The organism is Vibrio sp. Y10_XG_PY6, from assembly GCF_024181795.1.
In the GTDB taxonomy this organism is placed as follows: Bacteria; Pseudomonadota; Gammaproteobacteria; order Enterobacterales; family Vibrionaceae; genus Vibrio; species Vibrio diabolicus.
In genome coordinates this window covers 324,215-349,456 of record NZ_JAMZAQ010000001.1, presented here as the reverse complement: position 1 = coordinate 349,456, position 25,242 = coordinate 324,215, and the positions used below count along the sequence as shown (strand labels likewise).

Annotated in this window: 29 protein-coding genes; 19 read left to right on the top strand and 10 right to left on the bottom strand. The window is 45.2% G+C overall.

Annotated features, from left to right (window positions below):
* The first annotated feature begins 8 nt into the window (after positions 1 to 8).
* Positions 9 to 1,022 carry a trypsin-like serine protease gene (locus tag NL644_RS01570; protein ID WP_253657901.1) on the top strand — a complete coding sequence of 338 codons (1,014 nt, stop codon included), beginning with the start codon at positions 9 to 11 and terminating at the stop codon, positions 1,020 to 1,022.
* A 4-nt stretch (positions 1,023 to 1,026) separates the two neighbouring features.
* Here the strand turns inward: NL644_RS01570 and fliJ are convergent, their stop codons facing one another.
* From fliJ to NL644_RS01530, 8 genes are read right to left on the bottom strand one after another with little or no spacing between them, the layout of a single operon-like run.
* Positions 1,027 to 1,467: a flagellar export protein FliJ gene (gene fliJ / locus NL644_RS01565; RefSeq protein ID WP_005394844.1), complete on the bottom strand. Its 441-nt coding sequence runs from the start codon at positions 1,465 to 1,467 to the stop codon at positions 1,027 to 1,029.
* Between the two features lie 24 nt (positions 1,468 to 1,491).
* Entirely contained in the window at positions 1,492 to 2,838 is a 1,347-nt protein-coding gene (gene fliI, locus NL644_RS01560) for a flagellar protein export ATPase FliI (RefSeq protein WP_005394843.1), read from the bottom strand.
* The gene (fliH, locus tag NL644_RS01555) at positions 2,831 to 3,586 is read right to left on the bottom strand and encodes a flagellar assembly protein FliH (RefSeq protein WP_005394841.1); all 756 of its coding nucleotides are present in this window, start codon (positions 3,584 to 3,586) and stop codon (positions 2,831 to 2,833) included. The genes fliI and fliH overlap by 8 nt, the downstream gene beginning before the upstream one ends.
* Before the next feature lie 4 nt (positions 3,587 to 3,590).
* Positions 3,591 to 4,604 (bottom strand): flagellar motor switch protein FliG, encoded by a 1,014-nt coding sequence (locus tag NL644_RS01550; RefSeq protein WP_005394839.1) that lies wholly within the window; start codon positions 4,602 to 4,604, stop codon positions 3,591 to 3,593.
* Positions 4,573 to 6,321, bottom strand: a complete 1,749-nt coding sequence (fliF, locus tag NL644_RS01545; RefSeq protein WP_031780427.1) for a flagellar basal-body MS-ring/collar protein FliF — start codon at positions 6,319 to 6,321, stop codon at positions 4,573 to 4,575. Before fliF ends, NL644_RS01550 begins: the two co-directional genes overlap by 32 nt.
* 3 nt (positions 6,322 to 6,324) lie before the next feature.
* Positions 6,325 to 6,681 (bottom strand): flagellar hook-basal body complex protein FliE, encoded by a 357-nt coding sequence (fliE, locus tag NL644_RS01540; RefSeq protein ID WP_005375045.1) that lies wholly within the window; start codon positions 6,679 to 6,681, stop codon positions 6,325 to 6,327.
* 15 nt (positions 6,682 to 6,696) lie between these two features.
* A complete protein-coding gene (locus NL644_RS01535) occupies positions 6,697 to 8,028 on the bottom strand; it encodes a sigma-54-dependent Fis family transcriptional regulator (RefSeq protein WP_253657900.1) in 1,332 nt (443 codons plus the stop codon).
* Positions 8,028 to 9,047 carry an OmpA family protein gene (locus NL644_RS01530; RefSeq protein WP_114322777.1) on the bottom strand — a complete coding sequence of 340 codons (1,020 nt, stop codon included), beginning with the start codon at positions 9,045 to 9,047 and terminating at the stop codon, positions 8,028 to 8,030. Before NL644_RS01530 ends, NL644_RS01535 begins: the two co-directional genes overlap by 1 nt.
* A gap of 384 nt (positions 9,048 to 9,431) precedes the next feature.
* Here NL644_RS01530 and NL644_RS01525 point away from each other — a divergent pair, with 384 nt between their 5' ends.
* The 9 genes from NL644_RS01525 (at position 9,432) to lafA (ending at position 17,649) form a co-directional block, all read left to right on the top strand.
* Positions 9,432 to 10,250 (top strand): FliM/FliN family flagellar motor switch protein, encoded by an 819-nt coding sequence (locus NL644_RS01525; RefSeq protein WP_114322776.1) that lies wholly within the window; start codon positions 9,432 to 9,434, stop codon positions 10,248 to 10,250.
* The gene (gene fliN, locus NL644_RS01520; protein WP_005398044.1) at positions 10,247 to 10,618 is read left to right on the top strand and encodes a flagellar motor switch protein FliN; all 372 of its coding nucleotides are present in this window, start codon (positions 10,247 to 10,249) and stop codon (positions 10,616 to 10,618) included. The genes NL644_RS01525 and fliN overlap by 4 nt, the downstream gene beginning before the upstream one ends.
* An 18-nt stretch (positions 10,619 to 10,636) precedes the next feature.
* Positions 10,637 to 11,395: a flagellar type III secretion system pore protein FliP gene (gene fliP / locus NL644_RS01515; RefSeq protein WP_253657899.1), complete on the top strand. Its 759-nt coding sequence runs from the start codon at positions 10,637 to 10,639 to the stop codon at positions 11,393 to 11,395.
* A 13-nt stretch (positions 11,396 to 11,408) separates the two neighbouring features.
* Complete coding sequence (gene fliQ, locus NL644_RS01510) at positions 11,409 to 11,678, top strand: flagellar biosynthesis protein FliQ (RefSeq protein ID WP_005375036.1); 270 nt, start codon at positions 11,409 to 11,411, stop codon at positions 11,676 to 11,678.
* Entirely contained in the window at positions 11,678 to 12,454 is a 777-nt protein-coding gene (gene fliR / locus NL644_RS01505) for a flagellar biosynthetic protein FliR (RefSeq protein ID WP_006741982.1), read from the top strand. Before fliQ ends, fliR begins: the two co-directional genes overlap by 1 nt.
* On the top strand, positions 12,451 to 13,578 hold the full coding sequence (flhB, locus tag NL644_RS01500; RefSeq protein WP_006741983.1) for a flagellar biosynthesis protein FlhB: 1,128 nt from the start codon (positions 12,451 to 12,453) through the stop codon (positions 13,576 to 13,578). The genes fliR and flhB overlap by 4 nt, the downstream gene beginning before the upstream one ends.
* 31 nt (positions 13,579 to 13,609) lie before the next feature.
* The gene (flhA, locus tag NL644_RS01495; protein ID WP_006741984.1) at positions 13,610 to 15,700 is read left to right on the top strand and encodes a flagellar biosynthesis protein FlhA; all 2,091 of its coding nucleotides are present in this window, start codon (positions 13,610 to 13,612) and stop codon (positions 15,698 to 15,700) included.
* Between the two features lie 19 nt (positions 15,701 to 15,719).
* Positions 15,720 to 16,490 carry an EAL domain-containing protein gene (locus NL644_RS01490; protein ID WP_181869489.1) on the top strand — a complete coding sequence of 257 codons (771 nt, stop codon included), beginning with the start codon at positions 15,720 to 15,722 and terminating at the stop codon, positions 16,488 to 16,490.
* Between the two features lie 304 nt (positions 16,491 to 16,794).
* A complete protein-coding gene (gene lafA / locus NL644_RS01485) occupies positions 16,795 to 17,649 on the top strand; it encodes a lateral flagellin LafA (protein WP_053807553.1) in 855 nt (284 codons plus the stop codon).
* 59 nt (positions 17,650 to 17,708) lie between these two features.
* On the opposite strand, the gene NL644_RS01480 is transcribed toward lafA, so the two are convergent.
* Positions 17,709 to 17,996, bottom strand: a complete 288-nt coding sequence (locus NL644_RS01480; RefSeq protein WP_053807552.1) for a hypothetical protein — start codon at positions 17,994 to 17,996, stop codon at positions 17,709 to 17,711.
* A 414-nt stretch (positions 17,997 to 18,410) separates the two neighbouring features.
* On the opposite strand from NL644_RS01480, the gene fliD reads away from it, so the two are divergent.
* From fliD to NL644_RS01435, 9 genes are all read left to right on the top strand, one after another.
* On the top strand, positions 18,411 to 19,748 hold the full coding sequence (gene fliD, locus NL644_RS01475; protein ID WP_104970451.1) for a flagellar filament capping protein FliD: 1,338 nt from the start codon (positions 18,411 to 18,413) through the stop codon (positions 19,746 to 19,748).
* A 19-nt stretch (positions 19,749 to 19,767) separates the two neighbouring features.
* Complete coding sequence (gene fliS / locus NL644_RS01470; protein ID WP_005375014.1) at positions 19,768 to 20,154, top strand: flagellar export chaperone FliS; 387 nt, start codon at positions 19,768 to 19,770, stop codon at positions 20,152 to 20,154.
* On the top strand, positions 20,138 to 20,458 hold the full coding sequence (locus tag NL644_RS01465) for a hypothetical protein (RefSeq protein WP_005398525.1): 321 nt from the start codon (positions 20,138 to 20,140) through the stop codon (positions 20,456 to 20,458). Before fliS ends, NL644_RS01465 begins: the two co-directional genes overlap by 17 nt.
* The gene (locus tag NL644_RS01460) at positions 20,455 to 21,528 is read left to right on the top strand and encodes a flagellar hook-length control protein FliK (protein WP_253657898.1); all 1,074 of its coding nucleotides are present in this window, start codon (positions 20,455 to 20,457) and stop codon (positions 21,526 to 21,528) included. The genes NL644_RS01465 and NL644_RS01460 overlap by 4 nt, the downstream gene beginning before the upstream one ends.
* A gap of 22 nt (positions 21,529 to 21,550) precedes the next feature.
* Complete coding sequence (gene fliL / locus NL644_RS01455) at positions 21,551 to 22,051, top strand: flagellar basal body-associated protein FliL (RefSeq protein ID WP_253657897.1); 501 nt, start codon at positions 21,551 to 21,553, stop codon at positions 22,049 to 22,051.
* 12 nt (positions 22,052 to 22,063) lie between these two features.
* Positions 22,064 to 22,792 carry a FliA/WhiG family RNA polymerase sigma factor gene (locus tag NL644_RS01450; RefSeq protein ID WP_005396579.1) on the top strand — a complete coding sequence of 243 codons (729 nt, stop codon included), beginning with the start codon at positions 22,064 to 22,066 and terminating at the stop codon, positions 22,790 to 22,792.
* Between the two features lie 10 nt (positions 22,793 to 22,802).
* On the top strand, positions 22,803 to 23,660 hold the full coding sequence (gene motA / locus NL644_RS01445; protein ID WP_005396580.1) for a flagellar motor stator protein MotA: 858 nt from the start codon (positions 22,803 to 22,805) through the stop codon (positions 23,658 to 23,660).
* Positions 23,660 to 24,652, top strand: coding sequence for a flagellar motor protein MotB (locus NL644_RS01440; RefSeq protein ID WP_005396581.1), 993 nt, complete (start codon positions 23,660 to 23,662; stop codon positions 24,650 to 24,652). Before motA ends, NL644_RS01440 begins: the two co-directional genes overlap by 1 nt.
* 78 nt (positions 24,653 to 24,730) lie before the next feature.
* A complete protein-coding gene (locus tag NL644_RS01435) occupies positions 24,731 to 25,018 on the top strand; it encodes a hypothetical protein (RefSeq protein ID WP_046875744.1) in 288 nt (95 codons plus the stop codon).
* Here NL644_RS01435 and NL644_RS01430 read toward each other — a convergent pair.
* The gene (locus NL644_RS01430; protein ID WP_085342540.1) at positions 25,015 to 25,233 is read right to left on the bottom strand and encodes a DUF6500 family protein; all 219 of its coding nucleotides are present in this window, start codon (positions 25,231 to 25,233) and stop codon (positions 25,015 to 25,017) included. The two genes, NL644_RS01435 and NL644_RS01430, sit on opposite strands and share 4 nt — an antisense overlap.
* Between the last annotated feature and the right edge of the window lie 9 nt (positions 25,234 to 25,242).

The window sequence follows — 25,242 nt, the reverse complement described above, 5'->3', positions numbered from 1 at the left end:
CAGTACCCATGAGTGCAGTCGCTGAAAGTGAAGACGCTCATTCAGAGCAAGGCATCTCAACGGCAATCATAGGCGGCCAGCAAGCCACTCAAAATCAATTGCCCTTTTTCGCACGACTCATTCTACACAAAACTGGCGCTAATCAATTTGCCAACATCTGTGGCGGCACGATTGTTAATGACCGCTTCATTTTAACCGCCGCTCACTGTGTAGAGCCGAGTGTTTTTTCTGACGGATGGACAATCAATGATCTGCGAGTCTTAGTAAAAAACCCGACAATGAACGATGTGTTTGTTGAGGAATTCAAAGATGTTCGCTCTATCACTATTCATCCAAATTACGAGCCTAGTGATTTATGGATTAATGATATCGCCGTACTTGAACTTACCCACCCGATCACCGACAACGTTCAATCCATTACGTTGCCGCAAGATTTTGGTGATTACAGCAGCCAATCGGTTTATCAGATATTCGGTTTAGGGCAAACCTCGACCAACGATGAAAATGGACCAAACTATTTGCGATGGGCGGAAGTAAAACCACTCACCGATGCGCAATGTGCTTCTTTAGTGACGGGGTTTAATGCTCAAGAAAGCTTATGTGCCAATGGGTTTCCTGAGCGCAGTTATACCGGTATTTGCAGCGGTGACTCTGGTGGCCCTCTCACCTATCAAGACAACAACGGAATGTATCAACAAATCGGTATTGTAAGCTATGGTTCTTCTGTTTGTGAATCCGCTGCGATTCCGAGTGTGTTTACTGAGGTTCTAAATTACACAACATGGATTGAAGCCCAAACCAGCTCGGGAGTGAAAACGCGTTACAATGCTCTCTTAGCAAGCACAGAAGATTATCATAGTGAAGGTGATTCCGGCTTTGAACCAGAAGATACCAACACATCTGGCTTTGAGGATAATGGCAGTAGTGGTGGCGCACTTGGCGCAGGGATGATCATACTTGGAGGCTGGTTTGGTTGGCTAAGACGCCGCAGAAATTATTCGCGCTCCAAAGAGCTTCGATAAGACATCATAATATCTTGCGCTTAACACGAGAGTTGATGATGTCTTCTATTATTTTTTGCTCTTTTTTCGCTTTTTCATAATTTTGCTTAGTACGCCATCGTTCGAGCACTTTTTCTAACCCTTGAACACGAGCGTGTTTGTGCTCCAGCGTTTTTTGTACAGACGCGCATTCCGCTTGCATGACGGCTTGTTCATGCTCATGGTGGCGAAGCATTTTTTGCAGCATTTGATCGACACGATTAAAGTTCATCAGCGCTGCGCTTGTCAGTGTTGGAACAGTTCTGGTTGATTGTCCCGCATGGCCTTTCAATGCTGACAATTGTTCCAACTGCATTGAAAGATGGGAGTGACGTTGACGCATGGCATCAAGTTGTTGACCCACACGATCACGTTGCTTTTCTTCCATTTGTTGCAGCTTACCCACTGCTTTTAACTTGGATTTCATCTCAACGATACCACTCCCATTTGGTTAAGCACTTTGAAAAAGCTGCGCGAGCTCGGTCAAACTGGTTGGGTAATCCACTGACTCATTGGCTGCTTGTTGTAAATACGCACGTAAGTTTGGATACATAGCAACAGATTGATCTAATTCAGGATCTTGCCCCGGTTGATAGCCTCCTAACGGCAGCAGTTCTTTCACCTGAAGATAGTTGGAGTACATCTGGCGGAAATTATTCGCGATCGTGCTATGCGCCTCCTGTGTACAGGTACTCATACAACGGCTGATAGACGCATTAATATCAATGGCAGGATAGTGCCCTTGCTCGGCAAGTTGACGCGATAATACAACGTGCCCATCTAAGATAGCACGCGCAGAATCCACGACAGGATCTTGCTGGTCGTCCCCTTCCGCCAACACGGTATAAATTGCGGTTAGGCTACCGTGCTGATTTTCACTGTTGCCCGCACGCTCAAGGAGTTGCGGTAACACGCTGAAGACAGAGGGCGGATAACCGCGAGATGCCGGAGGCTCGCCAAGCGAAAGAGCGATTTCACGCTGTGCCATGGCGTATCGAGTGAGAGAGTCCATCAACAACAGAACATCTTTGCCTTGGTCTCGAAAATACTCGGAAACGCGATGACAAAGCAGTGTGGCTCTTAACCTCATCAGCGGGGATTCATCAGCAGGAGCTGCGATGATAATCGCCTTCTTGCGCGCCTCTGGGGTTAAGTTTCGTTCGATGAACTCGCGTACCTCTCGGCCTCGCTCACCAATAAGACCGACCACAATCACATCGGCTTCGGTGTTTTTGGTGATCATCCCCATTAAAACACTTTTACCGACACCACTGCCCGCCATTAAGCCAATGCGTTGACCTTTTCCGACGGTCAAGAGTCCATTGATTGCGCGCACCCCAACGTTGAGTGGGGTATCAACAGGACGTCGCTTCAATGGGTTAATCGGTTTTGGTTCAAGTGAAACACGATCTCCCCCTTTAAGCGGTGCCCCGTCATCCAACGGCTCACCTAAACCATTCAGCACTCGCCCTAACCACTGAGCACTTAACTGCACGGTACTGTCACCGTCCAGAGGAATAACTTTCGCACCAGCAAATAAGCCACCTAAGCGCCGAATAGGCATTAGGTAAGCAATAGTGTGCTCAAAGCCCACCACTTGCGCTTCGATCATGTCGCCTTCTGCGGTTTCTACGAGACAGCGCTGCTCCAGTTTAAACCGGCACCCAACGGCTTGTAACATTAAGCCGTTTACTTTAATCAAGCGCCCTGTCACGCGAGCAACAGGGATTGAATCGAGCGAAGCCAATGCTTCGCTCAAACGCTCACTCAATAGCTCATGGCTTAAGGTATTACTCATGCTCTGATTCTACCTGCGGAATACTAACTTCATCCAAAAGGTGTTGTTTTACATTGTCCATACAGGCTTCTAAACGAGAGTCGCAACTTGCATCCGCCTCTGCATCATCGGTCACTAGTTGGCAGCCACCAATCGGAAGTTCCGTATTAGCCACCAGCTTCCAAGATTGTGGCAGATCAGCATTAATGTGAGTAATTCGTTCTAAATCCTGCGGATTTAAATGCACGGTTACGGTTTCCGCTTTGCCTGGCATGGCAGACAATGTCTCATCCACCAAGGCAAGGATCTGTTGAGGCATTAAAGTGAGCTCAGCACGAATCACTTGCTGAGCCACTTTTTGTACCAGCTCACAAATCATATGGCGTTGCTGTTGCTCTTTTTCGTCTTGCCAGCGAGACAGCGCATGAAAGAGCTCGTTCACGGGTTTCGCCGCCTCTAGAAAACTCTGTTTTCCTGACTGCTCACCAGACACAAAGCCTTTTTGGAAGCCTTCTTTTTGCCCATCTAGTAGACCTTGTTGCTTACCCTGCTCGATACCTTGACGTAAGCCTTCCTCATGCCCTTGTTGTAAACCTTGTTGAAAACCGGCTTCAAGCTGCTGTTGAATATCAACTTGCGGCTCTTGCCAACCTTGGTTATCTAGCCCGAATTCGTCTTCTATAGCCTTAGGCTGCGCCAAAGGCGGAAAACGGTGCAAACGGTATCCACTCGGCGGCAGTCGCATCGTACTTGATTTTGTCTCTACCATGACGTTACTCCACCGTTGGCTCTTCATAAAGAAGCAACTGAACTTCACCAGATTCATCCAATTCACGCACCATTTGCATGATGTCTTGACGCGCTTTTTGAACACGACTTAGCGCAACAGCCCCGCGCGCTTCCATATCGTCTTCCAGTGCTTTCACCATACGCTGAGGCATAGAACGTTTAATGGCTTGCTGTAACGTAATTTCTGAACCTTTAAGTGCAACTGCCCACAATTCTAGTGGGATCTGCTGCACCAGCATGTCCATGGTTTCTTCACGCTGACGACCAAGAACCATAAAGTCGAACATATTCTCTTCAATGGCATTAACGACATCTTCATCATGCAACTTCAGCATTTCCATCAACGACCCGCGATCACCTTCAAAGCGGTTAATGATGTCAGCAGCTTGCTTGACACCAGATAGCGGTGTGCTTTGGCTCGCAGATACTTTTTCAATGCAGCGCTCAACGAGCTCGTGCAAATCAATAGCAACTTGATGATCGATGTCTTGCAGCTGAGCAATTCGGAACAAGATTTCGTCATGGTAATCTTGTGGCAGGTGCTTCAACACCGCTGAAGAGCTATCGGCTGGCAAATAGGCAAGAAAAATCGCTTGCATTTGCGGGTGCTCATTCACAATGAAACGAGCAAGCGTTTCTGCTTCCACCCACTGTAAGCGCTGCATATTGTTGCGAATTTCATCACCATACAGCGTATTCAGCAGCCCTTTTGCCAAATCATTACCCAATGCTTTACGTAGTGTATTGGACAAATATTCTTTAGAAGCTCCACGAATGCCACTGTGCTCACGAAAGTCTTCAAAGAAAGTTTGAATAACGCCGCGAGCGGAATCGCTCTTAATGCCATTCAACTTCGCCATTGCACGAGTCACCCGCTGGGTTTCATCACGGCTAAAGTGCTGTAAAACCTTCGCAGCGGCATCCTCGCCCATGCCTAATAGCACGAGCGCGGTTTGTTCTACATAACTAAGCGTCTGCTTTGATGGAACTGTGTTCATTGATGTTTACCCATTGTTTCAGTATTTCGGCTACGCGCTCTGGCTCTTCATTGGCAATAAGCTGTAGGTGTTTCAATTGAATCTCTAGTGGCGAACCGGCTGGAGGCAGCATGTCGCTGTTTACATCTAAACCGGAAGAGGCTGAGATACCTTTTTCTGATAGACGGCGATCAAGCACTTCTTCATGCTCACGCTCTTCACGCGTTTGCAGGTTGTCGTAATCAGGCTCTTCTTGCGGCTCTGCAAAGTCTAACTCTGGTACTGGCTTATCAACGCCTGTGAGGTGCATGATCAATGGGCGTAGTACGAAGAAGATCATCGCCAAGCCTAACAAACCACCGATAACGTAACGTATTGGCTGCTGTACTGTGGGGTCTTGCCACCACGGCAGCGCAGGAGGCGCATCAATTTCAATTGGAGTAAAGTTGAAACTCATCAAGCTTAAGCTGTCGCCTCGTGCCGCAGAAATACCGACAGCATCCATGATCATATTTGAAATCTGCTCTTTATCTGCTTCACTCCAAGCAACACCATCCGGAGAGGCTTTCGAGTTCAACAGTACCGACACGCTCATTTTCTCAATTTGACCTTGTTGGTATTGAGTACGACGAACACTACTCCCCACTGCATACTGACGGTTTACTTCAGAGCGTGCGTTGGTGTTTTGGCTGTCGTTCGTTTCTACTTCTTCACCAGTTACCGGCGGTTGGTTGCTTAGAGAACCTGGTACGCCTAGCGCAATTTGGTCAACTGAGTTGTTGTGAATGGTGTGCTCGTTACGTACGACAGGTGCGTTATCCAAAATCTCTTGCGTTTCTTCAACTTGGCTAAAGTCCATATCAGCAGCGACTTGCACACGGAAGTTACTCGGACCCACAATTGGCGTAAGCATGTCTGCTGCGCGTTGAATGATCTGCTTCTCAACGTTCTTTTGATATTCAAGATATTTTGCGTTGACTTTACCTGCTTCCGCCGAAGCAACATCAGCACTGAGTAAACGGCCATATTGGTCGATAACAGATACAAATTCAGGCTTCATCGCCGTCACGCTACCAACCACTAAGTTGATGATTGCTTCAACTTGCTCAGACTTGAGGTCTTCGCCAGGTTTCAGCTCAAGCATCACTGACGCTGAAGGGTTCTCGCTGTTTTGACGAACAAATAAGGTTTGACGAGGAATAGCTAAGTGAACACGCGCATTCGCCACTGAATTCAGAGACATGATAGTGCGTACTAACTCACCTTCTAAACCATGACGGTAACGCGCCGTTTCCATAAATTGGCTTGTACCGAGAGAGCTGTCTTCTTTAAGCGAATCCAAACCTGTCGGCAGTTTGGCTTTAACACCTTTTGACGCAAGCAACATGCGAACTTTCGCAACTTCGCCTTCTGGCACAAGAACTTGGCCATTTTGCTCTTGCATACGGTAGCTCACACCTTCACTTTCTAATACCGAGACAATCTCTCCGATATCAAAACGTTCTTGTTGGCTATACAGTGGACGGAAGCTTTGTGAGGAACTCCAAAGAGCGACCACAATGATTGCCGCAACAATCGCAGCGAGTACGGCAGATAACACTAGGTTTCTCTGGCTACTCGACCAGATTTGCTTCAGCTTCGTTGTTACATCGTCCATGCTATTCGCAGTAGAAAATGTCTGTGCTGAGCCGGAGGTCATGGCTGTATTTCCGGCGACTTGGGGGGTTAGTTCTGACATGAATTACACCGGCATCTTCATAATATCTTCAAATGAGGTCACGACTTTGTTGCGCACTTGCATCAAAGCATTAAATGATAAGCTGGCTTTTTGGCTAGCGACCATCGCACCAACTAGGTCATCACTTTTTCCTGTTTCTACGGCCGTCATTTTTTGACTAGCCACTGATTGATGTTGATTCACTGTATCCAACACATTTGTCATCGCTTGTGAGAACGATAATGGTGCGTTTAGTGATTGTTGATCTAAAGGATTTGCACTCACGATAAACTCTGGCGGCTGCACTTGTGCCTGCATCGCCTGCATTTTTGACAACATAAGTTGCTCTGCCGAGACCGCATGAGTAGGTTGACTTGCCATCTATTTTTTCTCCTATTAGGCAGCCGAGCCTAGTGCCGACTGTAAATCAATACCATGTTCTCGCATGGCTGCGAGCTTGTAGCGTAGCGCTCGAGTAGAGACTCCAAGCGCGTTTGCGGTTTTCGTTCGGTTTCCACCAAACTGACGTAATTTTTCTAAAATAAATTGATATTCGGCCTGCTTCTTCGCTTCTACATGACCAAAGCTTGAAGCTGGCTCAGCGGATGGAACTGGCGCAACAAGTTCAATAGGTAGCATCAGATCATGGGCAGTAATGTAGTCACCATGACGCATGACCAATGCACGCTGAATGACATTTTCCAACTCGCGAATATTGCCTGGCCAGTGATACTGACTCAGTGCACTGATCGCATCTTGGGATAGATGACAGCGACTGCTATCTTGATACTTTTCAATAAAGAATTGGCTGATCGGTAAAATGTCTTCTTTTCTTTCACGCAAAGGCGGCCAGTGCAGAGGCAAAACATCCAATCGATAATAAAGGTCTTCACGGAATGCGCCTTTTTGAACTTCTTCACGTAAGTCTTTATTGGTTGCCGCAATAACACGAATATCAAGCTTCACCGCCTTGTGGCTGCCTACGCGTTCCACTTCACGCTCTTGAAGAACGCGTAATAACTTGGCTTGAACTGCAGGGGACATTTCACCGATTTCATCTAGCAAAATCGTCCCGCCATTCGCTTCTTCAAACTTACCGCTTTGAGAGTTAGTCGCTCCTGTGAAGGCACCTTTGACATGACCAAATAGAACCGCTTCTAGCATCGACTCTGGAATGGCGGCGCAGTTAACCGCCACAAATGGACCATCAATACGTGGAGAGTGCTCATGCACATATCGAGCCAGCACTTCTTTACCCGTTCCCGATTCGCCTGTAATTAACACACTGGCGCTGGTGCAAGCGGCACGATGCGCCAATTGCAGTACCTGCTTGCTTCGCCAAGATTCCGCAACAATGTTGGCCATTGGCTTACCTAACGCTTCAACGCGCTTCAGTAAATTAAGCAGCTGATTCGCTTCAAATGGGCGTAATAGATAATCGGTTGCTCCCGATTTCATCGTCTCAGCCGCCAAGATTCCCTGCTCTTGATCGACAATAGCGATAACAACACCAGAGTTACGTTGCTTTTGGTGGCAAGCAACAAACTCGCGGACACACATGTCCGGTAAAGTAGAGCTCACAAGAGTGATTTCTGCTCGCTCTTCAAGTAATGCGCCTCGGCCAGTACGAGTGTGTTTTGCGGTGTAACCTGCATTTTTCAACACATCCAATACTGGTTGAGCAAGAGCTTCATTCGGCTCAACCAACAAAATTTTCGTTTTCGTCATCATTGAACCTTAACTTTCGTTTGTTGATTTTGTTGTTGTACATCAGGGTGGTGTTTCACTGCCGTTCGCTCGTTATCTCTAACTAGGCGCAACGTTACACGTCGATTTTTCGCTTGGCCCTTCGTCGAACTATTGCTGGCAATTGGGTAACGAGAACCATGCGCTCTTGTTTCGAGCATCGATTTATCAATACCAAGTTCAACTAAGGCCTCGGCAACTTGCTCTGCTCTAGTACGTGATACTGAAAGGTTCGCCAAACTAGAACCAACGTTATCGGTGTGGCCATCAATTAAAATCTTGGTCACACGATCATCAACAGATACATAGCTATTTAACGCTGCGAGCGTTTCTTGCTGCTTACGACTTAGCGCCTTCTGACCAAAGTCAAAAGACAGAACAAGATTTCGTGCCTCTGAAAACGAAAGCTTAGGCAAACGCGCTCGACAGGCATTAAATGACTTGAGCGCGTTTTGAATTTGAATAGTCGGAATCACAACCTCCGACAAAGAGGAAGCATTACTTCCCTTTAGTGACAACGTCACCCAATTACCAGTAGCAATTGAATCCATGAGTTCATCAGCACCTTTGCTGAAGACAAATCGTTGGGATGGCTTAGTAAAATCAAGGGTGGCAAACTCTTTTCTATAAAGCTCACTAGACCATGGGGCACTTTGACTTATTAGAGCAATCGTTTTCCATTTATTATTTTCATAATGTATATCGGAAATAAAATAAGTTTTATTGTTAGGTTCCGAACGGAAATAAAACTTCCCATACGGCGTTCTTGAGTGCAATAAGTTGCATTCAAAGTTGTTTCCTTTATATGTCCACTTTGAAAGGTCCATGGGGATGGTCACAACCTCACCTGAATATGTCACCTTAGACACTAGCAAACTGACAAAAATAAATATTTTACAATTTATTAAACCGTTAGGGCTCATGTATATCTTACAATTCCATGACCTTATCAATTTAATTAAATATGCCACTAAGCCGTGATAACTGGCATAGCTAATCATGTTAATTACCTATTCTGAATATTGAAACTGGTTACAAAATACTCACAAGAGCATAGCCAAATCTTTAAAATCAAGATTTAAGCTTTAAAAACAATGTCTTATATTTTAATTATCTAAATTAGCCGTTACACCATGAAGATGGTTTTAAAAAGTTAATAACAACTAAAAACGCTTAATATTTTTATATTTTCTTATTAAGCAATTTATAAAGGAAACTAACCCTTTTTAAATTTTATTAAAAGATTAAGACTATATGCTCAAGGCAACATGTGAACTAAAGTCACAATCTTAGAGTTTGAAACTAAAAGATCATTAAAATTTCTGTGTAGACTACACGCCATTAAGTTAAAACAGTTTCGATTGTTAACGCACGGTAAAATATAAATGGAAAATAGAGTTAGCGAGCCTATTTCTGATATTCAACTACTTGATGTAGAATTATTAGGCAAACCTATTCATATCATTCGTGAAAAGCTTGAAGGCTTGATTTCAGAGTCTTGTTCCAGCCTTACGATTGAATTACAAAATTGGCTCAGTACGAGTAAAGTGGAAGCTAGCTTAACCTCTGTAGACTTGCATCGCTTTACACCGATAAAAATGGATAAAGACCAAACGTCAACCTATCAACACCAAGAGGGCGGCATGGTATTTGTTCATGGAGATGCTCACACGTTAATAAAACTGGCGGATCGGTTCTATGGTGCCAGCACTGAGCGTTCAGCAACAACACTGACAGCAAGTGACCTCCGCTTACAAGAGCGAATCAGTCGTATCATTATTGGTTGGCTTGCACCAGGTGAGATGTGGGAAATGGGTGAGTACGAAGCGCCCCGAGGGATTGGAATTAACGTGCAATTAAACATCGCGTTTGACGATCACCAAGGCTCAATTCATCTCAAACTAGATAGCCACCTTATTCAAACACTGATCGAGCAGCTTGAACTGCAGCCCGATACGGATTTGCACCAACCATTCTGTCGCTCTTTAGAGACAACGCCTGTTCGACTGAATGTTGTTTTAAGTAAAAAGAAGATGCCGTTGAGCGACGTTGTTGGCTTACAACCTAACGATATTTTACCAATTGAGCTTCTTAATACGGTTCCAGTCAGCATTGGTAACCAATCTTTATTTACAGGTCGTATTGCTGAGCAAGACGGCCAACTTGTTTTGATCTTTAACCCTGATAAGGAACCGCAGCGATGAGCGAAGCGCCAGAAACGAATGCATTCGACGCAGAAGAATTGAACTTTGACGACTTTCAATTAGAAGACTTTGAAGCTGAAAGTACGCTCCAACAAGAACCAGCAACTGCGGAACGTGATCTTAGCTTTTTCAAAAGTATTCCCGTCACTGTCACGCTGGAAGTTGCAAGCAAAGAAATCCCACTTGGGGACTTAATGAAAGCCGGAGAAGGCACGGTTATCGAACTTGAAAAGCTCAATGGTGAGCCTTTAGACGTAAAGGTAAACGGCTCTCTAATGGGTCACGCTGAAGTCGTCGTCGTTAATGATAAGTACGGACTTCGTCTGATCGATGTACATGACTCTGCATTGAGTGGCGTTGGTCAATAATCTTAGGTAGGCATCACAATGAAAAATCTGAGCGCTTGGCACCGTTGGTTACCTCTTTTGGTACTGGTGTCACTTTTGTTTGCTTTCCCAACCATGGCGGCAGACAACGGCTTAACTATCTTGTCCGTTTCTGATGGCGACACACAGCAAGAATACAGCGTTAAATTGCAAATTCTGTTGTTGATGACGGCGCTCAGTTTTCTTCCAGCATTCATTCTGATGGCAACGAGCTTTACTCGGATTATCGTCGTCCTCGCGATTTTGCGCCAAGCCCTTGGTCTTCAACAAAGTCCTCCTAACCGCGTATTGGTTGGGATTGCTTTGACATTGACCTTGCTGATCATGCGACCTGTTTGGAGCGATATTCATGAAAATGCATTTCAACCGTATGACAATGGTGAAATCACGCTAATACAAGCATTCTCTGTAGCAGAGAAACCAGTGAGAGAGTTCATGCTGGCACAAACTCATCAAAGCTCTCTTGAGCAAATGCTGCGTATTGCCAATGAACCGCTCGACCAAAAGGTTGAAGATATTTCGTTTGCGGTTGTCTTGCCTGCGTTTGTCATCAGTGAACTAAAAACCGCCTTTCAAATTGGCTTTATGCTCTTCATCCCCTTCTTGGTTATCGACTTAGTTGTCGCCAGTGTGCTCATGGCAATGGGTATGATGATGCTATCACCTTTGATTGTTTCACTCCCTTTTAAACTGGTGGTGTTTGTACTCGTGGATGGCTGGGCAATGACGGTTGGCACGTTATCTGCCAGTTTCGGTTAAATAGGAGCATGCTATGACCCCTGAACTAACCGTAACGTTATTTTCCGATGCAGTATGGCTGATCATTCTGATGGTTGCGGTACTGGTTGTTCCTGGCCTAATTGTCGGTTTGTGTATCGCCGTTTTCCAGGCCGCCACACAAATCAACGAGCAAACACTCAGCTTTTTACCACGTTTGCTCGTTACGCTATTGATGGTGATTTTTGCGGGTCATTGGATGCTCCGAAAAATCATGGAACTGTTTGATTTCTTATTCCACAACATACCAGGGATGATTGGCTAATGGCCATCACATTTGCAGAGCTCTCAGCGATACTCGGTCAACTCTGGTGGCCGTTTTTTCGTGTGGGAGCCGTATTTATTTCGATGCCCTTCTTTGGTGATGCAATCATTCCCGTTTGGATCCGTACCTTACTGGCACTTTCGATCGTCGTGATTACCGCACCATTGATGCCACCAATGCCACAAGTCGAATTATTCTCCATGACGTCTCTATTCCTTGCTTTTGAGCAAGCGATTTGGGGCGTGATGTTTGGGCTAATTTTGCACATGCTCTTTAACGTTTTCACCATGCTTGGTCAGGTCGTTTCTCTGCAAATGGGATTGGGTATGGCAATGATGAATGATCCTATCAACGGACTTTCTGTCGCCATTTTGGGCCGCATATTTCTTATATTTTCAACCTTGTTATTTCTCGCGCTAGAAGGACACTTGCTCGTCATTGATATCGTGATTCAAAGTTTTGTCGTGTGGCCGGTCGGTTCTGGCATCACATCGCTTTCTCTGCAAGGCGTTGTAAATATTTTCGGTTGGATGTTTGCCTCTGCTTTAGCACTAGCGTTGCCTGCTATTGTTTCAATGCTCTTAGCCAACATCAGTTTTGGTGTGATGAATCGCGCCGCCCCCTCACTCAACGTGTATGCGTTAGGCTTTCCAATGACGATGCTTCTTGGCCTGTTCAGCGTATTAATTTCAGTATCTGGTGTGCCGGGTCGCTACACCGCGCTTGTGCACGACACCATCAGACACTTGAGTAACTTTATGTTGGGGGGCGCATGAGCGATCAATCGTCTCAGGACAAAACTGAAAAAGCCTCGCCGCAGAAAGTAAAAAAAGCACGTCAGGAAGGACAAATTCCTCGAGCAAAAGAGTTTACTACTGCGGTGATATTTCTAGCGGTAGCGCTCTACTTTTACTCTCAGCTCAATAGCATTTGGGAAAGTATGTCAGGTATTTTTCGCTACAACATGATGCTGACGCGAGCCGACCTAGAAAACCCTAAACAGCTTGTCGAGCAATTAGGACAAAGTTTAGCGGTAATCATCGACATGTTATTACCGTTGTTTACCGTCATTATTATCGTGACCTGTGGTAGCAGCCTTGTACTAGGCGGTTGGATGTTCCGTCCGGCGAACGTGATGCCAAAGCTGAGCAAAATTAATCCTTTAAGTGGGATAAAGCGCATTTTTTCGACACGCTCAGTGGTTGAGCTCTTAAAGTCCACATTCAAAGTAGCCGTTATTTTCGGCATCTTATATGGCTATTTAGACAACCACTTACAGCCTCTGCTAGGTATGCAAAACTTACCTTTAAGCCAAGGCTTTTCCCTCGTGATGTCTATTCTCTTTGAAGGCTTATTGTTGATGGGGTTTGCGTTGTTGTTATTTGGTGTTGTAGACATTCCCTACCAACGTTGGGAGCACCTAAAAGAGCTGCGTATGACCAAACAAGAGCTGAAGGAGGAATTCAAGAACAACGAGGGCCGCCCAGAAGTAAAGCAGCGAATCCGTCAAATTCAACAGCAGTTTGCACGCCGTAAAATCGATAAGATGGTACCAACGGCTGACGTAATCATCACTAACCCAACTCACTACGCTGTCGCTCTGAAGTACGAACCTTCACTTTCTGATGCTCCATTTGTGGTTGCAAAAGGCGTAGACGAAACAGCCATGCACATTCAACGAATCGCCCGAGAAAACAAGGTGGAGATCATCAACTCACCACCGTTGACTCGTTCGATCTATCACACCACGGCGATTGAACAAGCAATCCCAAGCCAACTGTACATTGCCGTGGCACATATTCTTACTTACGTTTTGCAATTGAAAGCCTTCCGTAAAGGTGAAGGAAAAGAGCCAACTCCTTTGCCTCATTTTTCGATTCCAAAACATTTGCAGCACTGATTAACCCGCGTTTATCCAAGGACACGAAAGTATGCTTAACCGGTTAAAACAACTTCAAACATCAACCAAAGGCTACATTGGCATTCCAATTGTCTTGCTAATGATTTTGGCAATGGTGATTTTACCTTTGCCTCCCCTGCTATTGGATGCGTTGTTTACCTTCAATATCGTCTTGGCAATCCTAGTATTGCTGGTCAGTACTACCGCAAAGCGACCATTAGACTTCTCAGTTTTTCCAACGATTTTGTTAGTCGCGACATTATTACGTCTTACACTGAACGTCGCTTCCACACGAATCGTACTCCTAGAAGGACATAATGGGGGGGATGCGGCAGGTAAAGTCATCCAAGCGTTCGGTGAAGTCGTTATTGGCGGTAACTACGTCGTTGGTATGGTGGTGTTTGTTATCTTGATGATCATCAACTTCGTCGTAATTACCAAAGGGGGCGAACGTATCTCTGAGGTGTCAGCGCGCTTTACTTTGGATGCCTTACCGGGCAAACAGATGGCGATTGACGCCGACTTAAATGCCGGTCTTATCGATCAGGAAACCGCTCGATTGCGTCGTAAAGAAGTCGCTAACGAAGCCGATTTCCATGGCTCGATGGACGGTGCCTCAAAGTTTGTGCGAGGCGATGCTATCGCTGGTTTGCTGATTCTGTTTATCAACATCATTGGTGGTATCAGCATCGGCGTCTTTGAGCATGGACTCGCAGCATCTGACGCCTTTAAAACATACGCACTACTTACAATCGGTGATGGCTTAGTAGCTCAAATTCCGTCACTTCTATTGGCAACGGCTGCAGCGATTATCGTTACGCGAATTAATGATAGCGATAATGGCATGTCGGAAACCATGCAAAAACAATTGCTGGCAACCCCGGCGACACTGTTTACCGTCGCAGGCATCATGGCTGTGATAGGCATGGTACCAGGCATGCCACATTTGGCCTTTTTTGCTTTCGCGGGTGCTTTAGCTTTCGCGGGTTGGCGTCAAACGAAAAAGCCCGTGCAAGACTCCCAAATCGAGGAGGTCGAAGCACTTTCACAAGCCATGCAAGAGGACGATACACCACTTACGTGGGAAGACATTCCTCATGTTCAAACGTTGTCGCTTTCCCTGGGTTACCGTCTCGTCCACCTAGTCAACAAAGAACAAGGTGCACCTTTATCACAGCGTATTCGCGGTGTGCGCCGTAACCTATCTGAACAAGTCGGCTTTTTATTACCAGAGGTGCGCATTCGAGACAACCTAAGCCTTAAGCCGAATCAGTATACAATTTCTCTCAATGGCGAAGTGATCGAACAAGGCTTTATCGAGCCAGAACGTTTGATGGCGATTGCAGTCGGCGAAACGTACGGTGAAGTAGATGGTATTTTGGGCAGTGATCCTGCTTACCAATTACCAGCAGTGTGGATTGAACATCAAGACAAAGCGAAAGCGCTGAACATGGGTTATCAAGTGGTCGATGATGGCACGGTCATCGCGACTCATATTAGCAAGATAATGAAAACAAACCTTGCTGAGTTGTTTACGCACGACGATGTTGAAGCCATGACGCAACGTTTGACACAGCAAGCACCGAAGTTAGCCGAAGCCCTAGCCGCAGCACTTAACCCTGCGCAGCAACTCAAAGTATATCGCCAGTTGTTACTAGACCAAGTGCCACTAAAAGATATTCGTACGATTGCTAACACAATGTTGGAATCCGCGGAAAACACTAAAGACCCGATTTTACTGGCATCTGATGTGCGTTGCGCACTAAAACGCACGCTCGTAAACCTGATTGCGGGACAGAAAAACGAATTAAATGTCTATGCTCTCTCTGATGAACTAGAACAAATGCTACTGACTTCGCTACAACAAGCACAATCTTCTGGTACAGTAATGTTAGACAGCTTCCCAATTGAGCCGAATATTCTTGGTCAGTTCCAACAAAACTTGCCACTGATAAGACAACAGCTCAAACAACAGGGATTACCTCCGATTCTTCTCGTTATGCCTCAGTTACGTCCACTTTTGGCTCGTTACGCACGCACATTTACGCAAGGACTGGCAGTATTGTCTTACAACGAAATTCCAGAAAACAAACAAATCAATGTGGTAGGAAACCTTGGTTAATCTTATTTCAACACATGCGATGTACGAACATTTGGTTGGTCTCGCAGTACAACATATCGTCACGGATGACGATCAATTAGTATTTGATGCTTTAAAGCACAATGACATTCAACACGCGTGCCAAGCCATTCGCGAGACTCAATCAGGAGAGGTAGAATTCCAACACCTGACGTTGAGATTTGGCACGCGTGGAGAACAAAGCGTCTATCAATTCGAACTCTCTGAACAAATGCAGTACTGCCTAGATTTGTTCAGTCTTTATCTCGCATTGCGACAAACACAGTTTCAGTTAGAAGCCTTTCACCCCGACTTAATCAGTAACGTCGTCGTGCCGATAAGAATTGACGCATTACTCTGGGAACCAGGTATATACTTTCTCGAACAGATGATTCAGTTTCACTCTTCCGCTTTTCAACATGTGATTCCTTCTCTTCAAGCAGACAAAACGCTATGCGCCTATGATAAAGTCTCAGCGCTGATAGAGAAGTTAAAAGAAAACGCCTACTCACTTTGGTTTGAAGTCGCGACATCACAAGTGAACTTCGAACGAGTCGCTGACTTTAGCCCCGATATGATCAAACTATCGGTCACATTAGAGGATAAAGAAGAAAGACATGCTTTCCTACCGATTGCTAAGTTCTTAAGAAAGCACAAATACCCTTGGGTAGCCGGGCGGGTAGCGAGCCAAACAGAGCTAAACCGCTACCGCTTGTTAGGGGCTAATTATTACTTTGGTTATTTCAGTGACATCCCGACCTCCCTCTCTTTTCAATCTTTTGGTGAGGAATGACAGAATCCTAACTATTAATCTTTATAAAACAGCGCGAATTATTCGCGCTGTTTTTTTATTTATAACGAAGAACGACAATATTGATAGATGACTGCTTCCCTGATTAAGTCAGGCTTATTCAGGTTATTTGATGTTATATCTGTATTTTCATGGAATACAAGTCACTAAAAATCATCAATTTTGATCTTTTTTAGGAATTTTTTAATTTTCAAATTAATCATTAAAGCTGACCGACCGCCTCTAGTTAGTGACTAGGGAATATCCCGAGGCCTGAAAGATATAGTGACTAACTAAGGAGACTAAGATGGCTTTATCAATGCACACTAACTACGCATCGCTTGTAACTCAAAACACTCTGAACAACACAAGCGGTCTTCTAAACACCGCAATGGAACGTCTAAGCACAGGCTACCGTGTAAACTCAGCTGCAGATGACGCTGCTGGTCTTCAAATTGCTAACCGTCTAGAAGCACAAACGCGTGGTATGTCAGTAGCAATGCGTAACGCTCAAGACGGCATCTCTATGATGCAAACAGCTGAAGGCGCAATGGATGAGATGACTAACATCACATACCGTATGAACGACCTAGCAACACAGTCTTTGAACGGTTCAAACAGCGATAAAGACCGCGCGGCAATGGACGCAGAATTTAAACAGCTTACAGCTGAACTAAAGAACATCGTGGACAACACCTCTTTTGGTGGCCAAAAACTACTAGCAACTGGTGGTGGTTTTGAAGCTGGTGCAGTTACCTTCCAAATCGGTGCTTCTTCTGCTGAAACTCTAGATGTTGACGCATCTGCAAGCATCCAGAAAGTTGCAGCGACTCTTGCTGACGCAGCAATCACAGACGGTATCGGTGATACAACTAAAGCGAAAGCAGCTCTTGATAAAATCAGTGGCGCAGCTGGTCTAGTGGAAGATATCGGTGCTACTCGTGCTCAATTTGGTGCGAACATCAACCGTCTTGAGCACACTATGACTAACCTGGGTAACATGGTTGAGAATACTTCTGCTGCTAAAGGCCGTATCATGGACGCAGATTTCGCTGTAGAATCTTCAAACATGACTAAGAACCAAATGCTAATGCAAGCTGGTACGACAGTTCTGTCTCAAACTAACCAGCTACCTGGTATGGCAATGTCTCTACTTCGTTAATAACGAACTAGAAATAAAATATACCAAAATAAAAAGCCTCCCTATGGGAGGCTTTTTTATCACCTGCGAATATAAATATAGCTTTTATTCCCACGTTGCTCTTCCGGTACTCTAAAACCTATTTTCCGCATTATATTATGAAGCACTTTATTAAATAGCTCCAACTCAACTGTCTCGCTTCCCTGTCCTTGCTGATATGTTTTCAACTCAGGGAACTTGGATATCGCTTCTTGTAGGATACTTGCTAGTTCATCTGAATTAATATTTTGTTTGCTCAGTAACTTAGCACTAATAAACGTTTCGTAAGATCGAGCACATTTCATCAGTCGCAAAACAAATTCATTCATTTCTGCCGTTCTTATCTAAGTGTTAAACTAACGTTGGAAAAATATCTTCAAACACCAAATACATACCAAGTTAAAGATACCAAAAAGCGACATCCCACTATGTAGGAATAGTCCCAATAAAATAGCAGGAAGAACCTAAAATACCGCACTATTGATAGTTTACTTAAATCCCCTCCCCCCTAAAGTGGATTAAATAATTTAGTTTTTTAGTCGCCTTGTCTTATAAGGAAACACTAGATGTTTTCTAGAGGAAGGCGGAACACACTAGGTGGAAAATCTACTTCCTCTCAAATCCAGATAACATCGTAAGCTTATGTTTTAAAAGCTCATTTCAATTGGGCACGTATCTTGCGATAAGACATATATTCCAGGCATAGAGTTACGCCAATTACCGATGAGAGAGGGAATAAGCTCGTGAGTTCATTAGATCCAATATCCATGGCAACTAAGTTGGCTACGTACGACGTTCAACCATTTAAACAGCGCTATCAGCTACAAGCCGATAAATACCAATCTCAGTTATCTGCCTTGGGCAAAGTTGAAAGTGCAATGCGTGAGTTCCGAACTGCTCTCAAAGAGATGAACAGCAGTACTAGCAGCATCATTAAAAACTCAACAAGCATTTCTCAAGAAGGTTACTTTACAGCTAATGCTGACGCAAAAGCGCTATCCGGTAGCTACCAGATTTTCGTTGAACAAGTTGCAACATCACATCAAGTCTCTACAGGCATGCCTGCAGACCTTGACGCCACTACAGAGGTTCCGACTTCAGGAACTCTCGAATTCACCATCAACGGTGAAACGATGACACTTGATCTATCAACAGTCGATACCGACGGTGATGGTACAGCAACAATAAGTGACTTAGCGACTGCAATTAATAACGACAGCGATAACCCAGGTGTAAATGCAACCTTAGTGCGCTCAAACGGCCAGACTCACTTTATGCTTTCAAGCACTGAAACTGGTGTTGCTAACCAAATCAACGTATCGGCGTCTGGTACTGGCCAAGCCTGGTTTGAAGATGCATTCACAAACCTCAATCAGATAAGTGCTCCACAGGATGCTGTGATTTGGTTAGGAGCAGAAGGAACAGGGCTAAAACTAACAAACTCAAGCAATACGTTTGAAGGTGTTATCGATGGCGTAGATATTACCGTTACCAAGGCTCAAACCTCAGGAGAAACCGCTATTGGTTTAGGTATCGGAGCTGACGACGAAGCAACAAAAGAGCAGCTCAATAAGTTCGTAGAAGCCTACAACACATTGATATCTGCGATTGATGAGCACACGCAAATCGGCGGCGAAGATAAAAAGCGAGGCGCTTTGGCAAGCGATCCAACTATGCGTTCGATTGAAAGCCAGTTAACCAGCCTGGTTCGAGGTGAGCACGGCGGCATGCGCTTGAGCGAAATCGGTGTGACATTGGACCGCAATGGCAAAATGAAAGTGGACCAAGAAAAGTTTGCCGAGGCACAAAAAAACAACGGTGCGGGCTTGGAAGCGATGTTCAATGGCGACGGCGCTTTACTCGACTCTATTGATGCTATGGTCGAACCATTCCTCAAATTCTCTTCTGGAGCGTTCAAATCTCGTAAAGAATCGCTACAAGCAAACATTGATCGCATCTCAGATAAACAAACTACTTTAGAGCGTAAATACGACATGTCGTACAAGCGTTACCTAAAACAGTTCACTCAAATGAATACATTAATGACCCAAATGAACCAAACCATGTCAATGTTTGGCTAAGGCTTTAGGAGAATATCTCATGCTTATGGACTCTGGCTATGACTCGTACCAACAAGTCGATCTCGACGCGCAAGCGGCAGCAGCAAACCCACACCAATTAGTCATTATGTTGATCGATGGCTTACTTGATGAAGTTGAACGTATTCGTGGCCATTTGGCTGCGAATCGCTTGGCTGAGAAAGGTAACGGAATCAACAAATGCATGAACATCTTGATTGGGCTCACAAGCGCTCTAGATGATGAGAATGGTGGCGAAATTGCTGAAAACTTACGCCAGCTGTATGACTTCTGCCAAGTTGAGCTTTATTACGCCAGCGTGCAGAACGATGCGAATCGCTTGGTTAATGTCGAGCGTGTAATGGGTAACATTCGTGAAGGTTGGATGAATTTTGGACAACAAGCATAAAGTGTCGCCAGAGCGATTTCGTCATTTATCTCAGCTCATCCAATTCGCTACAAAAACAGCAGATTGGCATGCGCTTAAGCGCTATGACTTGCAGTTGCGAGAGCTATTGATCAGTCACAAACCTTTTTTGAAGGATCCTAAGCTTGCACCTGAAATTCAACGTGCCAAAACCGTTCATGCAGATGCATTCGCTAGATTAGAAAAGTCGAAGAACGAGTTAGAAAAAGAGATGAATATGGTCAATGACCATCAAGAGCGCGCTATGGCCTATCAATTAGCGATGACCATGGAGCTAACTCAATGATCGTATCTCCTTCAACTCAAATACCCGGCAATTCATCACCTGGCCATGAAGGCAACATAAAACAAGCAAGAGCTGTACACGGTTTTTCTCATAACCCTATGTCTGAACATAGCCAGTATGACGGCCAAGGTTTCGCCTCAGCTGCAACCGTGCCGAGTTTTCATCTTACCGCTCCAGCTTTGGACAGCGAAGAAAAGGCGTATGATCGTGGTTCGGATACTGACGAACACTCGGCTTCTGAAGCAGATGCTCACCTGACAAGTACACTGGGTTCAACAGAATCACCTGATCTTGCTATGCAAGCTCAGGCTCTAACCCAGAGTATGCTCACTATGGCCGAAAAGCAGCCGGGTCAGTTCGGAAAAACTCCGCCTTTAGCGGTAGCTAACGACGTTAAGTCTGCAACACAAGACTCAAATAACGCCTTGCTAAACACCTCTCCAAAGCAACAAGAGGTGCAACAAAGCCAACCGATGTCATCGAACTCGCGTCTATCAATCTCCAGTGCCGACTTTCAGACCCTATTGAGTCAACCAGCTCAAGGGCAACCAACGGCCTCACCACTCCAAGGACAAACACCAACGCCACAAGCCCCGAACACCGCCGTTGCCACGAGTCATATTCAAACTCAAGGCTCTGAATGGGCAGCTGTGCGCGTTGACACCAGTGCTGGGAAATGGGGAGAGCAAATGATGCAAGTTCTGCATGACCGTGTGACTCTTCAAGCGCAACAAAATGTACAAGAAGCCAAAATCCGCCTCGACCCACCGGATTTAGGTAAGCTGGATTTACTTGTACGCGTTGAAGGCGACCGACTAAGCGTGCACATCAATGCCAATGCAGCCGCAACACGAGAAGCTTTAATGCAAGTGTCTGAGCGTCTACGCACAGAACTGCAAGAGCAGAACTTCGTCCATGTCGATGTCAACGTGGGCTCTGATCAAAGTCAGAGTCGCAATGACCAACATACAAATGAAGAAGACGCCACTATTTTCGCAGCACGAGAATCTGGTGCATTCCAAACTACAACAACAAACTATTCAGAACACTGGCTGAACACTCAAGCCTAGTTAATCCTCGAGGAAAAAGGTTATGACCAAACAACAAATGATCGCCCTGTTTATCGCCATGATCATCACCAGCGCCCTCGTTTCGGCCGCCACGATTATGGGTGGAATCTGGTACTTAAACAAACACGCTCAAGAGTCACCTGACTCTGGTTCCTTGATCGATGATTCTCCATTGTCATTTTTAGTCACAGAAGAACCGACAAGCAAAGGTCCTAGCTTCCATCCTTTAGACAAAGTCGTTTTAACCGTAAAAGGTAAAAAGCAAACTCACTTTGTCATGCTAGAACTAGCAATTGAAACACGCCGTCCTGAGCGTATCAAAGACATTGATGAATACATGCCAATGGTACAAAACTCATTATTAAAATTGTTTAGCGAGAAAACATTTGATGAGTTACAGCAAGCGGGTGCCATTGATATTCTGCAAAACGAAGTAAAACAAACGCTTTTACTGGCTTTTGCTAAGACAGACATCGTTCGCGAAATCGACGATGTTTTGTTGACTAAATATGTTGTGCAATAACGGAGCACAACCATGTTAGACATGAATATACAAGACACCTATACCACAGAAGAGGAAGTGACGACGCCATCACGCCCAATTGACGAAAATGCACTGCTGCAACGTCATCAAGTTATGGTGAAACGCGTCGTTAACCAGCTACGTGTTCATGCCACTTCTCACTGTAGTATTGAAGATATGCAGCAAATTGGCCTTATCGCTCTAGTTGAAGCTGGACGCCGATACGGCGATGTTGACGATCCTCATTTCCCTGCCTTTGCCGTGTGTCGCGTTCGAGGTGCAATTTTAGACGAATTACGCCGGTTAGATTGGCGCTCACGTAAAACTCGCCAACAGGCTCACGAACTCAACGACGTGACTCGAGATCTCACACGCTCTTTAGGTCGGATGCCTACGGATGCAGAAATCATCCAAGCCTTGGGGACGAATGAGCAGGACTATTACAACCGCCAAAATGCCGCCCTTGCGGGAGAGATGCAAAGCCTTGACCAACTGATGGAAAGCAGTGGTGATAGCTATATTGGCGGGCAATATGATGGCATGGAACATGAGCATATTCGTCGTAGTTTAGATAGCGCTTTAGGCAAATTGCCGAAGCGTGATCAATTGCTGCTTACTCTGTTCTATCAACATGAACTCAACTTACACGAAATAGCTCTGGTATTGGATCTGACACCACCTCGTATATGTCAGCTTCACAAACAAGCGCTGAAACAACTCAACCAATTAATGTCCTCTTAGGAGTCACAAGATGCAAAAGTTTTTTGGAGTCCTCACTATCCTGGTGTGCGTCTTCGGTGGATACATGTGGGCCGGCGGTAACTTAGGCGCTATCTGGCAACCAGCCGAATTCCTTATCATCATTGGCGCTGCTGCTGGTTCTTTGATCATCGGTAACCCACCTCACGTACTGAAAGAAATGCGTCGCCAAGTGCCTGCGACCATTAAAGGCCCGACAGAAGAGCATGAGTACTACATGGAGTTAATGGCGCTACTCAATAACTTGCTTGAGACAGCGCGCAACCGTGGTTATAAGTTTCTCGACTCTCACATTGAGTCGCCAGAACAGAGCTCTATGTTTCTCGCTTACCCGACGATTGCTGAGGATCATCGCCTAATTTCTTTCATTACTGATAATTTACGTTTAATGGCAATGGGACAAATGTCGCCTCATGAATTAGAGGGACTGCTAGAGCAAGAAATTGAAGCTATCCAAAACGAAATGCTTTTGCCTTCACGCTCACTACAGCGTACAGCAGAAGCACTACCTGGCTTCGGTATTCTTGCAGCAGTTGGTGGCATCATTATCACCATGCAGGCCATTGATGGCTCAATCGCTATGATTGGTTATCACGTTGCAGCAGCTCTCGTAGGTACATTCATTGGTATTTTCGGTTGTTACTGTGGTTTAGACCCACTAAGTAACGCCATGGCTCAGCGAGTAAAACGTAATATGACTGCTTTTGAATGCGTACGCGCAACCTTGGTTGCCTACGTAGCGAAGAAGCCGACATTGCTCGCCATTGACGCTGGTCGTAAACATATTCAGCTAGACATCAAACCAACATTCAACCAAATGGAGAAGTGGTTAGCTGAACAGGAGGGATAATGCAAAAACAAGAGCATGTAGTGTTCAAACGTGCCAAAGCACACAGCCATGATGAACCTCATGGCGGCGCGTGGAAAGTCGCGTTTGCTGACTTCATGATCGCCCTAATGGCGCTGTTTCTTGTGCTTTGGGTTATGCAGGTGGTAGACAAAGAAGAGCGTAAAGCAATTGTTGCCCACTTACATAGCTCAAGCGTATTCGACAAGAGTTACGGTAATCCATTTGATACTTCACAAAGTATCTCTCCTATTGACTTGGCACAGGACTCTTCTGTGCCAAGTAAACACAATTCCAACCACGTGGTAAGCTCATACTTTCGAGGTGACGGCGATGGGCCAGAAATCGACTCGTTGATTCCTGGTAACTTCGATACTCAGGAGCAACTTGCAGCGCTGGCGAAAGTCATTGAACGAATGACCGCTCAGATTAACGCACAAGGAAATGTCAACGTCACCGTGACCCCACAAGGCTTACGTATCGTCCTTCAAGATGATTACAAACAGCATATGTTCAGTCGTGGTGGCGCAGAGCTGACCCCTTTCTTCGAAGACTTATTACTTGCACTTGCGCCTGTATTTCAGCGTGTGAACAACCCACTGATCATCAGCGGACATACGGATGCGATTCCATTTAAAAAACGCTTTGGTCGTCAATCAAACTGGGCGTTATCTGCATCTCGAGCTGATGTCGCAAGAAATACGCTGGTTGAAGGTGGCATGCCGGATGATCGCGTCATGCAAGTCACAGGCATGTCGGATAGAGCACTGCTTAACCCTGATGAACCAGATTCAAGCGAAAACCGCCGTATCGAGCTGTTCGTTTTAACGACGCCAGCAGCCAAAGTACTCGAAACTCTTTTTGGTAACCACCAAGAAAGTGAACTGCAAAAAGCGAAAGATAAAGCCGAATTTAACCAACCAGTCATTCGACAAGAAGTCATCAATTACTCGGGTGATACGGCCACCAACGAAGTAAATATTCAAGAATTATAACCTCAAAAGGTCACCTCGCCTGATGGTGACCTTTCTAACTGAAACCTCTGTTACTGTGACTTTTTAGTTGAGTTCTATATGCACATAACACCTTCCGAAAACAAAAAACGCGATCTGTTGAAGAAAGCCTTTTTATGGTTAATTATCTTCGACTACCTTTTATTGGCGTTTTTCTTAACTCAGCTGTCCAGTTTAACGCTTAACAGTGGGACCATGATTAGTATGCTGCTCGTCGTCTACAACGTCTTACTCGTTTCTCTGTGCTTTCAAAGAACCAATAAACAGGACTCTTATATTATCTACCCTGTTTTATCCGCGACGTTGTTGGCATTTGTCTGCTTTCTTTATTTCTTTTTTTTAATTTAGATACCAGACTCCACCATTGATTTGATTTTTAATGCTTTTTCGAAGTGGTCGAGCCGATGGGTCTGAATCCACCACGTAGCTGCCTCCATCAACTGTTCAGGATCATCATTTTTGTTGGCGAAAAACGCATAAAATGAGAGCCCAACCTGCTCACCTTTGCTTTCGATCTTTTTGTCACAGACCTCTATTATTTTGTCTCTCAATGAAGCTCTCATTTCTATTCC

Coding starts and splice junctions, on each gene's coding strand:
- NL644_RS01435 (WP_046875744.1), top strand. CDS start 24,731: ATGCACATAACACCTTCCGAAAACAAAAAACGCGATCTGTTGAAGAAA.
- fliP (WP_253657899.1), top strand. CDS start 10,637: ATGAAAAATCTGAGCGCTTGGCACCGTTGGTTACCTCTTTTGGTACTG.
- lafA (WP_053807553.1), top strand. CDS start 16,795: ATGGCTTTATCAATGCACACTAACTACGCATCGCTTGTAACTCAAAAC.
- NL644_RS01430 (WP_085342540.1), bottom strand. CDS start 25,233: ATGAGAGCTTCATTGAGAGACAAAATAATAGAGGTCTGTGACAAAAAG.
- flhA (WP_006741984.1), top strand. CDS start 13,610: ATGCTTAACCGGTTAAAACAACTTCAAACATCAACCAAAGGCTACATT.
- NL644_RS01440 (WP_005396581.1), top strand. CDS start 23,660: ATGCAAAAACAAGAGCATGTAGTGTTCAAACGTGCCAAAGCACACAGC.
- fliF (WP_031780427.1), bottom strand. CDS start 6,321: ATGTCAGAACTAACCCCCCAAGTCGCCGGAAATACAGCCATGACCTCC.
- NL644_RS01525 (WP_114322776.1), top strand. CDS start 9,432: ATGGAAAATAGAGTTAGCGAGCCTATTTCTGATATTCAACTACTTGAT.
- fliN (WP_005398044.1), top strand. CDS start 10,247: ATGAGCGAAGCGCCAGAAACGAATGCATTCGACGCAGAAGAATTGAAC.
- fliR (WP_006741982.1), top strand. CDS start 11,678: ATGGCCATCACATTTGCAGAGCTCTCAGCGATACTCGGTCAACTCTGG.
- fliH (WP_005394841.1), bottom strand. CDS start 3,586: ATGGTAGAGACAAAATCAAGTACGATGCGACTGCCGCCGAGTGGATAC.
- NL644_RS01550 (WP_005394839.1), bottom strand. CDS start 4,604: ATGAACACAGTTCCATCAAAGCAGACGCTTAGTTATGTAGAACAAACC.
- fliS (WP_005375014.1), top strand. CDS start 19,768: ATGCTTATGGACTCTGGCTATGACTCGTACCAACAAGTCGATCTCGAC.
- fliQ (WP_005375036.1), top strand. CDS start 11,409: ATGACCCCTGAACTAACCGTAACGTTATTTTCCGATGCAGTATGGCTG.
- fliI (WP_005394843.1), bottom strand. CDS start 2,838: ATGAGTAATACCTTAAGCCATGAGCTATTGAGTGAGCGTTTGAGCGAA.
- motA (WP_005396580.1), top strand. CDS start 22,803: ATGCAAAAGTTTTTTGGAGTCCTCACTATCCTGGTGTGCGTCTTCGGT.
- fliL (WP_253657897.1), top strand. CDS start 21,551: ATGACCAAACAACAAATGATCGCCCTGTTTATCGCCATGATCATCACC.
- NL644_RS01490 (WP_181869489.1), top strand. CDS start 15,720: ATGTACGAACATTTGGTTGGTCTCGCAGTACAACATATCGTCACGGAT.
- NL644_RS01570 (WP_253657901.1), top strand. CDS start 9: ATGAGTGCAGTCGCTGAAAGTGAAGACGCTCATTCAGAGCAAGGCATC.
- fliE (WP_005375045.1), bottom strand. CDS start 6,681: ATGGCAAGTCAACCTACTCATGCGGTCTCGGCAGAGCAACTTATGTTG.
- NL644_RS01535 (WP_253657900.1), bottom strand. CDS start 8,028: ATGACGAAAACGAAAATTTTGTTGGTTGAGCCGAATGAAGCTCTTGCT.
- NL644_RS01530 (WP_114322777.1), bottom strand. CDS start 9,047: ATGATTAGCTATGCCAGTTATCACGGCTTAGTGGCATATTTAATTAAA.
- NL644_RS01480 (WP_053807552.1), bottom strand. CDS start 17,996: ATGAATGAATTTGTTTTGCGACTGATGAAATGTGCTCGATCTTACGAA.
- NL644_RS01460 (WP_253657898.1), top strand. CDS start 20,455: ATGATCGTATCTCCTTCAACTCAAATACCCGGCAATTCATCACCTGGC.
- fliJ (WP_005394844.1), bottom strand. CDS start 1,467: ATGAAATCCAAGTTAAAAGCAGTGGGTAAGCTGCAACAAATGGAAGAA.
- flhB (WP_006741983.1), top strand. CDS start 12,451: ATGAGCGATCAATCGTCTCAGGACAAAACTGAAAAAGCCTCGCCGCAG.
- NL644_RS01450 (WP_005396579.1), top strand. CDS start 22,064: ATGTTAGACATGAATATACAAGACACCTATACCACAGAAGAGGAAGTG.